Source organism: Caulobacter sp. D5 (genome assembly GCF_003185805.1).
Classification (GTDB): Bacteria; Pseudomonadota; Alphaproteobacteria; order Caulobacterales; family Caulobacteraceae; genus Caulobacter.
Window position 1 is genome coordinate 1 of the sequence record NZ_QHJY01000009.1, and the last position, 12,011, is coordinate 12,011.

The 12,011-nt window shown below is 69.3% G+C and carries 11 protein-coding genes; 6 read left to right on the top strand and 5 right to left on the bottom strand.

Annotation, left to right across the window (positions count from 1 at the left end; genetic code table 11):
- Window positions 1-53: 53 nt before the first annotated feature.
- The 3 genes from fabB to DMC18_RS00850 all read right to left on the bottom strand — a co-directional run bounded on the left by fabB (window position 54) and on the right by DMC18_RS00850 (window position 2,505).
- Window positions 54-1,268: a beta-ketoacyl-ACP synthase I gene (gene fabB / locus DMC18_RS00840; RefSeq protein WP_110119996.1), complete on the bottom strand. Its 1,215-nt coding sequence runs from the start codon at window positions 1,266-1,268 to the stop codon at window positions 54-56.
- A 68-nt stretch (window positions 1,269-1,336) separates the two neighbouring features.
- On the bottom strand, window positions 1,337-1,852 hold the full coding sequence (fabA, locus tag DMC18_RS00845) for a 3-hydroxyacyl-[acyl-carrier-protein] dehydratase FabA (RefSeq protein ID WP_110119995.1): 516 nt from the start codon (window positions 1,850-1,852) through the stop codon (window positions 1,337-1,339).
- 107 nt (window positions 1,853-1,959) lie between these two features.
- Window positions 1,960-2,505 carry an SH3 domain-containing protein gene (locus DMC18_RS00850; protein ID WP_110119994.1) on the bottom strand — a complete coding sequence of 182 codons (546 nt, stop codon included), beginning with the start codon at window positions 2,503-2,505 and terminating at the stop codon, window positions 1,960-1,962.
- A gap of 72 nt (window positions 2,506-2,577) precedes the next feature.
- Here DMC18_RS00850 and DMC18_RS00855 point away from each other — a divergent pair, with 72 nt between their 5' ends.
- Complete coding sequence (locus DMC18_RS00855) at window positions 2,578-3,564, top strand: D-glycerate dehydrogenase (protein ID WP_110119993.1); 987 nt, start codon at window positions 2,578-2,580, stop codon at window positions 3,562-3,564.
- A gap of 141 nt (window positions 3,565-3,705) precedes the next feature.
- On the top strand, window positions 3,706-5,712 hold the full coding sequence (locus tag DMC18_RS00860; protein WP_110119992.1) for a S9 family peptidase: 2,007 nt from the start codon (window positions 3,706-3,708) through the stop codon (window positions 5,710-5,712).
- Window positions 5,713-5,716: 4 nt separating this feature from the next.
- Here the strand turns inward: DMC18_RS00860 and DMC18_RS00865 are convergent, their stop codons facing one another.
- Both DMC18_RS00865 and DMC18_RS00870 read right to left on the bottom strand, forming a co-directional pair.
- Entirely contained in the window at window positions 5,717-7,231 is a 1,515-nt protein-coding gene (locus DMC18_RS00865; RefSeq protein ID WP_110119991.1) for an acetyl-CoA hydrolase/transferase family protein, read from the bottom strand.
- Between the two features lie 131 nt (window positions 7,232-7,362).
- Window positions 7,363-8,100, bottom strand: coding sequence for a molybdopterin-synthase adenylyltransferase MoeB (locus DMC18_RS00870; RefSeq protein ID WP_199228460.1), 738 nt, complete (start codon window positions 8,098-8,100; stop codon window positions 7,363-7,365).
- 5 nt (window positions 8,101-8,105) lie between these two features.
- Here DMC18_RS00870 and hslV point away from each other — a divergent pair, with 5 nt between their 5' ends.
- The 4 genes from hslV to DMC18_RS00890 all read left to right on the top strand — a co-directional run.
- Window positions 8,106-8,705 (top strand): ATP-dependent protease subunit HslV, encoded by a 600-nt coding sequence (gene hslV / locus DMC18_RS00875; protein ID WP_199228459.1) that lies wholly within the window; start codon window positions 8,106-8,108, stop codon window positions 8,703-8,705.
- Window positions 8,706-8,783: 78 nt separating this feature from the next.
- Window positions 8,784-9,623: a DUF4440 domain-containing protein gene (locus tag DMC18_RS00880; RefSeq protein WP_110119989.1), complete on the top strand. Its 840-nt coding sequence runs from the start codon at window positions 8,784-8,786 to the stop codon at window positions 9,621-9,623.
- Window positions 9,620-10,915: an ATP-dependent protease ATPase subunit HslU gene (hslU, locus tag DMC18_RS00885; RefSeq protein ID WP_110119988.1), complete on the top strand. Its 1,296-nt coding sequence runs from the start codon at window positions 9,620-9,622 to the stop codon at window positions 10,913-10,915. The genes DMC18_RS00880 and hslU overlap by 4 nt, the downstream gene beginning before the upstream one ends.
- Window positions 10,916-11,261: 346 nt before the next feature.
- Window positions 11,262-12,011, top strand: a 750-nt coding sequence (locus DMC18_RS00890; protein WP_199232522.1) for a DNA translocase FtsK 4TM domain-containing protein, incomplete at its 3' end; no start/stop codon positions are given.

A 12,011-nucleotide genomic window follows, 5' to 3' on the forward strand; every position in this document is an offset into this window, starting at 1 on the left:
ACAGGCGGCGGGCGCCGCCGCGAACCTTGTCGATCGCGGCGGCCCGGATCAGGTCAGTCGACCTGGCCGAAGATCAGCGTGCCGTTGGTGCCGCCGAAGCCGAAGCTGTTGGACATCACCGTGTCGAGCGGCTTGTCCGAGCGCTGGCGCAGGATCGGCAGGTCGGCGAACTCGGGGTCGAGGTTCTCGATGTTGGCGCTCTCGGCCGCGAAGCCGTTCTTGAGCATCAGGATCGAGTAGATCGCCTCCTGGGCGCCGGCCGCGCCGAGGCTGTGGCCGGTCAGCGACTTGGTCGACGAGATCAGCGGCGCCTTGTCGCCGAACACCTCGCGCACCGCGCCCATCTCCTTGCTGTCGCCGACCGGCGTCGAGGTGCCGTGCGGGTTCAGGTAGTCGATGGTGCGACCGCCGGCGTCGGCCATGGCCAGCTTCATGCAGCGGGCCGCGCCTTCGCCCGACGGGGCGACCATGTCGTAGCCGTCGGAATTGGCGGCGTAGCCGATCAGCTCGCCATAGATCTTGGCCCCGCGCGCCTTGGCGTGCTCGTATTCCTCGAGCACCACGATGCCGGCGCCGCCGGCGATCACGAAGCCGTCGCGGTCCTTGTCGTAGGCGCGGCTGGCCACGGCCGGGCGGTCGTTGAAGTTGCTGCTCATGGCGCCCATGGCGTCGAACAGGTTCGACAGGGTCCAGTCCAGCTCCTCGCAGCCGCCGGCGAAGACGATGTCCTGCTTGCCCAGCTGGATCTGCTCGGCGCCCGCGCCGATGCAGTGGGCGCTGGTCGCGCAGGCCGAGCTGATCGAATAGTTGATCCCGCGGATCTTGAACCAGGTCGACAGCACCGCCGACGGACCCGAGCTCATGGCCTTGGGCACCGCGAACGGACCGATCCGCTTGGGACCGCGCTCCTTGGTCGTGGCCGCGGCCTCGACGATGACGCGGGTGGACGGGCCGCCCGAACCGACGATCAGGCCGGTGCGCTCGTTGGAAATCTCGGACTCCTCGAGACCGGAATCCGCGATCGCCTGCTCCATGGCGATGTGGGCGTAGGCCGTGCCGGGCGCGAGGAAGCGCGCGGCCCGGCGATCGACCAGGCCTTCCCACTCGATCTGGGGCGCGGCGTGCACCTGGCAACGGAAGCCGAGCTCGGCGTATTCCGGTGCGGCGACCACGCCCGACTTGGCTTCGCGCAGCGAAGCCAGCACCTCGTTGGCGTTGTTGCCGATGGACGAGACGACGCCCAGTCCCGTGACGACGACGCGACGCATATCAGTACCTCTTTCTCCCCGATCCGCCGGAGCCGGCTCCTTGCAGAACGGCCGGCTAGCCGGTTGGATCAACCCGCCATCTGTTCGGCCGTGAACAGGCCGACCTTGAGGTCCTTGGTTTCGTAGATGACCTTGCCGTCGGCTTCCAGAACGCCGTCGGCGATGCCCATGACCAACTTGCGCATGATCACACGCTTCAGGTCGATCTTGTAGACCACCTTCTTGATGTCCGGCGTGACCTGGCCCGTAAACTTCACCTCGCCGACGCCCAGGGCGCGACCGCGGCCGGGCGCGCCCGACCAGCCGAGGAAGAAGCCGACCAGCTGCCACAGGGCGTCCAGGCCCAGGCAGCCGGGCATGACGGGGTCGCCGATGAAGTGGCAGCCGAAGAACCAGAGGTCCGGATTGATGTCGAATTCGGCTTCGATGTAGCCCTTGCCGTGCGCGCCGCCATCGGCCTCGATGCGGACGATGCGATCGAACATCAGCATCGGCGGCACGGGCAGCTGGGCGTTGCCGGGTCCGAACAGTTCGCCCCGGCCGCAGGCCAGGAGCTCTTCGAAGGTGTAGGCGCTCTTTTGCATGGGAACGCCCCTAGCACGGCGCCGGGGCGGGCCTCAATGTTACATTCGGCGACAATTGGTGAGCACCGCCCGTTCGAGCGGCTCTTTTGGGGTTTAAATCGTCCGTATCAGCGCGCTTCCGGACACTGCAGCGTCTCTTTGGCGCCCCAGAACTGGTCCTCCGGCGCCCAGCCCGAGGCCCCATCGGCCTTCAGGCGGCACCAGCCCTTCTCGCACTTGTCGAGCGTGGCGATCGAGCGACCGCGCAGATAGGCGCTGATCCGCGACTCGGGCTTGGGCGAAGCGCGCAGGGGCAGGGGAGCGTCCTGCACCCGCATGGCGGTGCGGCGGCCGTCGGTGGTGCGCTTGTGCACCCAGGCCAGGCCACCCTCGGGATCGCAGATCCTGCGCCACTCGCGGGTTTCGGCCACCACCTGCACCGGCAGGCCCTTGGCCTTGTAGATCCACAGCAGGCGGTGATCCTCGTCCGGACCCTGGCGGGCGTTGACCTCGCCGTACTTGAGCACGACGTAGCGCGGCACCGGCAGGCCCGACGGGGTCGTGGTCGGCGGCTGGGCGAGCGCGGCGCCCGCCGCCAGCAGGGCGGCGACCGCGATCAGACCGCCCAAGCCGCGAAAACCACCAAGCGAACGATGTTTGCTTTTCACCGGCATGTTGCTTGGCCGCTTCCGGCCCCTTTGCTACAGATTTAGAACGCCCGTCAGGGAAGGCTTTTCAGACCGCCCATGCCCGTTCGCAAGCTCAAAGTCGTCGTCACGCGCAAGCTGCCCGATCCCGTCGAGACGCGGATGTGCGAGCTGTTCGACACAGAACTGAACCTGGCCGACAAGCCCCTGACGCCCGACGAGCTCGTCGACGCCATGGGACGAGCCGACGTGCTGGTGCCCACCATCACCGATCGGATCGACTCGCGCCTTCTGTCGCGATCCGGCGACCGGCTCAAGCTGATCGCCAATTTCGGGGCCGGGGTCGACAATATCGACGTCGCCACGGCCAACGCCCGCGGCATCATCGTCACCAACACCCCCGGCGTCCTGACCGAAGACACCGCCGACCTGACCATGACCCTGATCATGGCCGCCGCGCGCCGCGTGGTCGAGGGGGCCGAGGTGGTGAAAGCCGGCGATTTCCACGGCTGGTCGCCGACCTGGATGCTGGGCCGCCGCCTGTGGGGCAAGCGCCTGGGCATCGTCGGCATGGGCCGCATCGGCCAGGCCGTCGCCCGCCGGGCCAAGGCCTTCGGCATGCAGGTGCACTATCACAACCGCAAGCCCGTCAGTCCGCGCATCGCCGAGGAGCTGGGCTGCACCTACTGGGAAAGCCTCGACCAGATGCTGGCCCGGATGGACATCATCTCGATCAACTGCCCGCACACCCCGGCCACCTACCACCTGCTGTCGGCCCGCCGGCTGAAGCTGCTGCGGCCGCACGCCATCGTCGTCAACACCGCCCGCGGCGAGGTGATCGACGAGGGGGCCCTGGCCAACATGCTGGCCCGCGGCGAGATCGCCGGCGCCGGCCTGGACGTCTACGAGCACGAGCCGACCATCAATCCCAAGCTCCTGAAGCTGCCCAACGTGGTGCTGCTGCCGCACATGGGCTCGGCCACGGTCGAGGGCCGCATCGACATGGGCGAAAAGGTCATCGTCAACGTGAAGACCTTCATGGACGGCCACCGCCCGCCCGACCGCGTCATCCCGGCGATGCTCTGAGGCCCCAGGGTTTAATCGCGCAGGCAACGACCACCTCGACGCGCGCCCGATCCTGAAAACGGGAGCGGTTCGAAACCGACAACTTGACCTTGTCCGCGGCCACGCTCTAGCTGGCCGCGTGAAACGGGGGTTTCGAGTTCGATGATTTCGCGTCGCGGCGTCGTGGGGGGCGCTCTGGGCGTGCCGGCTATCCTGTCGGCCTGGAGTTCGGTCGCGGCGGAATCCGCGCCCGTGGATGGACCGCCGAGCCTGGACGAGCTGCTGAAGCCCTCGCGGGTGCGCAGCGCCGCCCTGTCGCCCAACGGCGAGAAGATCGCCCTGCTGGCGCTGCAGGACATCGACGGCAAGAAGATCGCCACCGTCACCTTCCTGAAGGCGGCCGATCCTTCCGACGGGCCCAAGACCATCCGCATCGGCTCGATCAATGTCGAGCGGATCGCCTGGGCCAATGACGAGCGCCTGCTGATCTGGATCAACAACAACAGCGTGGCCTCGTTCACCTCGACCGGCTCGCGGATCGGCGCCTCGTTCGGCGGCCTGTCGGTGCGGCGGATCCTGGCGATCAATGTCGGCGGCGGCGACGAGGTCGTGCTGTTCGGCAACAAGCGCATCAAGCTGCGCGAGAACTTCGACCTCGGCTATGTCGTCGACATGCTGCGCGACGACCCGCGCCACGTGCTGATGGCGGTGTGGGAAATGACCCGCGACGCCCTGGGCGTCTACAAGGTCGACGTCTACACCGGCGAGGCCGAACTGGTGGAATACGGCGGCGCCACCACCCGTGGCTGGGACGTCCAGGACGGCCGGCCGGTGCTGCGCTACGACTTCAACAACCGCGGCTCGGTGCTGTCGCTGTACGGCCGCCCGCCCGGCGACGACAAGTGGACCTTCATCCGCAAGATCCGCCGCAGCGAGTGGGAGAAAATGGACTTCGAGGTGCTGGGCGCCTCGCCCGAGCCGGGCGTCCTGCTGGTCGCCAACCGCCTGGAGGACGGCGAGGCCCGGATCCTGCGCAAGTTCGACCTGCGCACCTTGAGCTTCGGCGAGACCGTCTCCGAACGCCTCGGCCGCGACCTGGAAGACGTGCTGGTCGACGAGAAGGGCCGCTTCTTCGGCGCGCGCTACACCGACGACCGCGTCGTCTATCAATTCGCCGACCCGAAGATGAACGCCCACTACAAGGCGATGAACGGCTTCTTCGGCAACGAGGCCAACGTCTACCTCACCGGCGCCAGCGCCGACGGCCAGCGCCTGCTGGCCTATGTCTACGGGCCGCGCATGCCCGGCTCGTTCTTCTTCTACGACAAGCAGGCCAAGCGCTTCGAGGCGCTGGGCGAGCGCCAGCCGTGGCTGACAGAGGCGCGCCTGGCGCCGATGGAGGCCCTGGACGTCGCCACCCGCGACGGCGTCAAGCTGCGCGCCTATCTGACCCGGCCGCTGAAGCCCGGCCCCCATCCGCTGGTGGTGCTGCCGCATGGCGGGCCGGAAATCCGCGACAGCGTCGAGTACGACCTCTTCGTCCAGAGCTTCGCGGCCCAGGGCTGGATGGTGCTGCAGGTCAATTTCCGCGGCTCGTCCGGCTATGGCCGCGCCTTCGTCGAGGCCGGCCGGCGACGCTGGGGCGACCGCATGCAGGAGGACATCGAGGACGCCGTCGACCAGGTGATCAAGGCCGGCGGCGTGGCCCCGGGCAAGGTCGCCATCTGCGGCGCCAGCTACGGCGGCTACGCGGCCCTGATGGGCGCAGTGCGCAAGCCAGGGCTCTACAAGGCCGCCGTGTCGATCGCCGGGGTGAGCGATCTGCTCGACATGCTGGCCTACGAGCGCGAGGACGGCGACGACTCCCCGTCCTACAAGTACTGGGTCGAGACCATCGGCGACCCGGCCAAGGACAGGGCCATGCTGGAAGCCGCCTCGCCGGTCCGCAACGCCGCCAAGGTGGCCGTGCCCGTGCTGCTGATCCACGGCGCCGACGACTGGATCGTGCCGGCCCGTCAGTCGCGGATCATGGCCAAGGCGCTGCGCGACGCCGGCAAGAGCGTGCAGCATGTCGAGCTGCGCGACATCGGCCACCGCAATTGGGACGAAGCCGCCTTCAAGGCGGTGCTGAACCCCGCCATCGCCTGCCTGAAGACGGCCTTCGCCTGAAGACCTAGGATCGCATCGACCCGGTCTCCATGAACCGCTGGTGCCACGACAGCGCCTCGCCCGGCAGGGTCGGGGTCTGGCGGCCGTAGGCGCCGGCCTGCGCGCGCTGGAAGTAGTCCTCCAGGCCCGGGCGGAAGTCGGGGTGGGCGCAGTTGTCGATGATCACGCGGGCCCGCTGCTTGGGCGACAGGCCGCGCAGGTCGGCCAGGCCCTGCTCGGTGACGATCACCTGGACGTCCTGGTTGATGTGGTCGACGTGGCTGACCTGCGGGACGATGGCCGAGATCTTGCCGCCCTTGGCCGTCGACGGGGTCATGAAGATCGACACATAGGCGTTGCGGGCGAAGTCGCCCGAGCCGCCGATGCCGTTCTGGATCCGCGAGCCCATGACGTGGGTCGAGTTCACCGCGCCGTAGATGTCGGCCTCGATCAGGCCGTTCATGGCGATGCAGCCCAGGCGCCGGATCAGTTCGGGATGGTTGGAGATCTCCTGCGGGCGCAGGATCATCTTGTCCCTGAACTTTTCCATGTCGGCGTTGAGGCCGGCGGCCGCTTCCGGGCTCAGCGAGAAGGCGGTGGCCGAGGCCATGCGCAACTTGCCGGCGGCCAAGAGGTCGAGCATGCCGTCCTGGATCACCTCGGTATAGGCGGTCATGTTCTCGAACGGCGCATCGACCAGGCCGGTCAGCACGGCGTTGGCGATGTTGCCCACCCCCGACTGCAGCGGCAACAGCGACGGCGGCAGGCGGCCCTTGGCGACCTCGTGGGCGAAGAATTCCAGCAGATGGCCGGCGATCGCCAGGGCCGAGGCGTCGGGCGCGGCGAAGGGCAGGTTGCGGTCCGGCGCGTCGGTCTCGACCACGGCGACCACCTTGGCCGGATCGACCCGGAAATACGCCTCGCCGATGCGGTCGTCGGGCTTCACCAGCGGGATCGGCACGCGGCTGGGGGGCAGGGCGGTGCCGTAGTAGATGTCGTGCATCCCCTCCAGCGCCGGGTTCTGCCAGGCGTTGACCTCGAGGATGATCTTGGAGGCGCGGTCCAGCCAGGTCTTGTTGTTGCCCACCGACGAGGACGGGATCAGCGAGCCGTCGGGCCGGATGCCGGCGATCTCGACCACGGCGGTGTCGAGCGGACCCAGGAACCCCTGCCAGGCCATGGGGGCGACCTGGGAAAGGTGCATGTCGAAATACTCCATCTCGCCGCGATTGATCTTCTCGCGGGCGATGGGGTCGGAATTGTAGGGCAGGCGGAACTCGACGCCGTCGCTCTTGGCCAGAGCGCCGTCCAGCTCGGGACCGGTCGAGGCGCCGGTCCAGACCTTGACGCGGAAGGGGTCGCCGGCGGCGTGGGCCGCCTCCATCCGCTCGGCCAGGGCCATCGGCACGGCCTTGGGATAGCCCGAGCCGGTGAAGCCGCTCATGCCGACGGTCGAGCCCGGCGCGATCAGGGCGGCGGCGTCCTGGGCGCTCATGGTCCTGGCGGCCAGGCCCGGATGGGCGATGCGGGGGTTGGTCATCGGTCTCTCCCTGCGGCCGACCGGCGCGCGAGGGGAGGTCCGCCGGGACCGGCGGCGGCGAACCTAGACCAAACGCCCCAGGCCCTCACCTACGTAAATACCCGTAACGACAAGGTTTTCGCCGAACGACGCTATCGCCCGCAGCTGGGGCAGGCGGGATCCGCGCCGATCCGCACCGTGCGGGTCTCGGCCGCCAGGGCGTCGTAGATCAGCAGGCGCCCCGACAACGGCTGGCCGGCGCCGGCGATGACCTTCACCGCCTCCAGCGCCATCATCGAGCCGATGACGCCCGCCAGGGCCCCGACCACCCCGACCAGGGCGCAGGTCTCGGCGTCGGGCGGAACCTCGGGCACCAGGCAGCGATAGCAGGGCTGGCCGTGGAATACCCCGACCTGGCCGGTCCAGCGGCCCAGGGCCCCGCTGACCAGGACCTTGTCCTCGGCCAGGCAGGCGTCGCTGACGGCGAAGCGGGTGGAGAAGTCGTCCGTGCCGTCCAGCACGATGTCGTAGTCGCGGACGATCTGGCGGGCGTTGGCCTCATTCAGCCAGACGGGGTGGAGTGCGACCGCCACGTTCGGATTGAGGGCGGCCAGATGCGCGGCGGCCGCCTCGACCTTGGGCTGGGCGACATCGGCCTCGGCGTAGAGCACCTGGCGCTGCAGGTTCGACAGCGACACCGCGTCGGCGTCCGCGAGACCAATCGTCCCCACGCCGGCGGCGGCCAGGTAGAGGGCGGCGGGCGCGCCCAGGCCGCCCGCGCCGACCAGCAGCACCTTGGCCGCCTTCAGCTTCTGCTGGCCCGGTCCGCCGATCTCGCGCAGCACCAGGTGGCGGGCGTAGCGCTCGACTTCGCGTTCCGAAAAGCTCATGGCGCTTGACCCTCCAGGCCGGCCTCGCCACATGCGAAGCCATGCAAAGCTCGAACTCGTTCCCCGACTGGCACGGCACCACCATTCTCGCGGTGCGCAAGAACGGCCAGACCGTGATCGCCGGCGACGGACAGGTCTCCATGGGGCCAACCGTCGTCAAGGGCAACGCCCGCAAGGTGCGCCGCCTGGCCGGAGGCGCGGTCGTCGCCGGCTTCGCCGGGGCCACGGCCGACGCCTTCACCCTGATCGAGCGGCTGGAAGCCAAGCTCGAGCAGTATCCCAACCAGCTGGCCCGGGCCTGCGTCGACCTCGCCAAGGACTGGCGCACCGATCGCTACCTGCGCCGCCTGGAGGCCATGCTGCTGGTGGCCGACAAGGACGCCATCTACACCGTCACCGGCGTCGGCGACGTGCTGGAGCCGGGCGAAAGCCCCGGCGGCGGGGCCGTGGCGGCCATCGGCTCGGGCGGCAACTACGCCCTGGCCGCGGCCAAGGCGCTGATCGATCAGGACCTGACGGCCGAAGAGATCGCCCGGCGTGCGATGGCCATCGCCGCCGAGATCTGCGTCTACACCAACGGCAACCTGACGGTGGAAAGCCTCTAAACCCAAGGAATCTCTCCTTTTGGGGGAGGTTCCTCGCGCCCGGCAACGCGCTAGGGTGAGGCGGCAGGAGGCCCGACCATGTTCAAGCTTCTTTCCCCCGCCCTGATCACCATCGCCCTGGCGACCCCCGCGCTCGCCCAGGAGATCTCCGCCGCCCCGGTCGAGGCCGCCGAGCGCGCCTTCGCCGCCGACGGCCTGGCGCTGGGGATCCGGGGCTCGTTCCTGCGGCACATGGCCGACGACGCCATCGTCTTCGCCCCCGGCCCCGTGAACGCCCGCGAGTTCTACGAGAAGCGCCCGGGGACCAACGAGCCCAAGCTGTTCTGGTGGCCGCAGAAGGTGGTGATCGCCCGCTCCGGCGACCTTGGCCTGTCGCTGGGCCCCTGGAGCATCGACGACAAGCGCGGCGGCTACTACGCCACCATCTGGCGCAAGGGCGCCGACGGCGTCTGGAAGTGGGTCTATGACGGCGGGGCGCAGGCCGATCCCGGCAAGGCCCCTGGTCCCGACGCCGCCGCCCAGGCCGGCCCGCTGGCGCCCGCCGGCGCGGAATCCCAGGCCAAGGGCTTCGAGGAGGCCCGCGCCGCCGAGGCCGCGCTCGCTTCCGCTGCCGCGACCGACGCGCCCTCCGCCTACAAGGCCGCATTGACCGCCGACGCCTGGCTGCTCGGCCCGAAAGAGACCAAGGCTCTTGCCGGAAACGATCTTTCCGCCCGCCTGGCCCTGCGTCCGGCCGCCATCACGCTGCGCCCGCAAGGCGGCGGGGCGTCCGGCGCCGGCGACCTTGTCTGGACCCACGGCGAAGCCAGTTGGAGCGGACCGGATAACAAACCCGTGGCGGCGCACTATATGCACGTCTGGCAAAGGCGCGCCGAAGGTTGGCGCCTGATCTTCGAGACCCTGATCAACGACACATGACCGAGTTCTCCCCCCGCGAAATCGTCTCCGAACTGGATCGCTTCATCGTCGGCCACGCCGAGGCCAAGCGCGCCGTCGCCGTGGCCCTGCGCAACCGCTGGCGCCGCCGCCGCACGCCGGCCGACCTGCAGGACGAGATCACCCCCAAGAACATCCTGCTGATCGGCCCCACGGGCGTCGGCAAGACCGAGATCGCCCGGCGCCTCGCCCGCCTGGCCCAGGCCCCGTTCCTGAAGGTCGAGGCCACCAAGTTCACCGAGGTCGGCTATGTCGGCCGCGACGTCGACCAGATCGTTCGTGACCTGGTGGAAAGCGCGCTGGGCATGGTCCGCGACAAGCGGCGGGCCGGCGTGAAGGCCAAGGCCGAAGCGGCCGCCGAGGACCGCATCCTCGACGCCCTGACCGGTCCCGGCGCCAGCGCCGCCCGCGACAGCTTCCGCAAGAAGCTGCGGGCCGGCGAGCTGGACGAAAAGGAGATCGAGCTGCAGCTGGCCGACAGCGGCGGCGGCGGCATGTTCGAGATCCCCGGCCAGCCGGGCGCCTCTGTGCTGAACCTGTCTGAGATGATGAAGTCGTTCGGCGGCGGCCGCACCAAGACCCACAAGACCACGGTCTCGGGCGCCTGGGCCCCGCTGATCGCCGAGGAAAGCGACAAGCTGCTCGACCAGGAGGCCCTCACCCAGGAAGCCCTGTCCCTGGCCGAGAACCACGGCATCGTCTTCCTCGACGAGATCGACAAGGTCGCCAGTTCCTCGCAGCGCTCGGGCGCCGACGTCTCCCGTGAAGGCGTGCAGCGCGACCTGCTGCCGCTGATCGAGGGCACGACGGTGTCGACCAAGTACGGGCCGGTGAAGACCGACCACATCCTGTTCATCGCCTCGGGCGCGTTCCACGTGGCCAAGCCCAGCGACCTGCTGCCGGAGCTGCAGGGCCGCCTGCCGATCCGCGTGGAGCTGAAGGGCCTGACCCGCGACGACCTGCGCCGCATCCTCACCGAACCGGAAGCCAATCTGCTGCGCCAGCACCAGGCGCTGATGGCCACCGAAGGCCTGACGCTGGTCTTCACCGACGAGGCCATCGACGCCCTGGCCGACGCGGCCGTGGCCGTGAACGGCTCGGTCGAGAACATCGGCGCCAGGCGTTTGCAGACGATCCTGGAAAAGGTGGTCGAAGAGATCAGCTTCTCCGCCGCCGACCGCGGCGGCGAGACCGTCACCATCGACGCGGCCTATGTGAAGGAACGGGTCGGGGCCCTGGCGGCGAACGCGGATCTGAGCCGGTATATTCTCTGACAAGATCCTCCCCCTGAAGGGGGAGGTGGCCCGAAGGGCCGGAGGGGGAAACGGCCGCTGAGGTCCTGCTATCACTTCCCCCTCAGTCGCTCCGCGACAGCTCCCCCTTCAGGGGGAGCGTCTTGAGCACGGAACGAAGAAAGGCCCGGGCGTCGCCGTCCGGGCCGAAAGTCAGAGGGGACTTACTAGGGGGATACGAGAGTGAAATGCGCATGGCCGCGCTTTCGTTCCACAACCCCTGCGACATTAAGTCTTTGTTCTCAAACCGCCCCGACGGCCCGGCTCGGTAAACGGCTCTTAACCAAACCGGCCCACAAGATCGCTCCGTAGGACTCTGGAGTGGTTCATGGCGCGAGTGGCGCGGCGATCGAATGTGGAGCTGGTCTGGGAGGCGGTCCGCTACGGCTGGGCGCAACCCTGGACGGCCCGGTTCCGGGGCGGCGTGCTGGCCGTGCTGGGCGCTGGCCTGTTGCTGTCGCTGGCCACCTATGACGCGGCCGACCCCAGCTTCAACGCCGTCAGCAGCGCGCCCGCGACCAACGCCCTGGGCGGCGCGGGCGCCATGGTGGCCGACGTCGTCGTGCAGTCGCTGGGCCTGGCCGGCTGGATCGCCGCGATCATGATGCTTGTCTTCGGCCTGGCGCGCACCGCCCAGCCCGATCCCGACGCCCACCGCAAGGAACTGCGGGTGCGCGCCGGCGTCGGCGTGGCCGGCCTGCTGGCCCTGGCCGGCTTCCTGACCATCCTGGCGCCCCCCGCCGTCTGGCCGCTGGCCAAGGGCCTGGGCGGCTTCTGGGGCGATGGCCTCCTGAACCTGATCGGCGGGATCTTCGGCTTCGCCCACATTCCCGGCGCGCGGATCATCGCCGCCCTGCTGCTGCTGGTCGGGGCCGTGGTCGGCGTCGGCTACGCCCTGGGCGTCCGCCGCGTCGATCCCGAAAGCCTGATGGCCCTGATCGCCCGCCTGACCGCGCCGCGTGAACGCGCACAGCGCCAGCCCGAGCCTGAACCCGTCCGCGCGCCCCGCGCCAAGACCGCCGCCGCGCCCCGCCGCGCCGTCCGCGACGCCATCGAGGCGATCGACGACCAACCGGCG

What these genes read in the sequence shown, in the direction of transcription:
- DMC18_RS00860 (WP_110119992.1), top strand. Translation starts at nt 3,706, where the DNA reads ATGATTTCGCGTCGCGGCGTCGTGGGGGGCGCTCTGGGCGTGCCGGCT.
- DMC18_RS00850 (WP_110119994.1), bottom strand. Translation starts at nt 2,505, where the DNA reads ATGCCGGTGAAAAGCAAACATCGTTCGCTTGGTGGTTTTCGCGGCTTG.
- DMC18_RS00880 (WP_110119989.1), top strand. Translation starts at nt 8,784, where the DNA reads ATGTTCAAGCTTCTTTCCCCCGCCCTGATCACCATCGCCCTGGCGACC.
- fabA (WP_110119995.1), bottom strand. Translation starts at nt 1,852, where the DNA reads ATGCAAAAGAGCGCCTACACCTTCGAAGAGCTCCTGGCCTGCGGCCGG.
- DMC18_RS00865 (WP_110119991.1), bottom strand. Translation starts at nt 7,231, where the DNA reads ATGACCAACCCCCGCATCGCCCATCCGGGCCTGGCCGCCAGGACCATG.
- fabB (WP_110119996.1), bottom strand. Translation starts at nt 1,268, where the DNA reads ATGCGTCGCGTCGTCGTCACGGGACTGGGCGTCGTCTCGTCCATCGGC.
- DMC18_RS00855 (WP_110119993.1), top strand. Translation starts at nt 2,578, where the DNA reads ATGCCCGTTCGCAAGCTCAAAGTCGTCGTCACGCGCAAGCTGCCCGAT.
- hslU (WP_110119988.1), top strand. Translation starts at nt 9,620, where the DNA reads ATGACCGAGTTCTCCCCCCGCGAAATCGTCTCCGAACTGGATCGCTTC.
- DMC18_RS00870 (WP_199228460.1), bottom strand. Translation starts at nt 8,100, where the DNA reads ATGAGCTTTTCGGAACGCGAAGTCGAGCGCTACGCCCGCCACCTGGTG.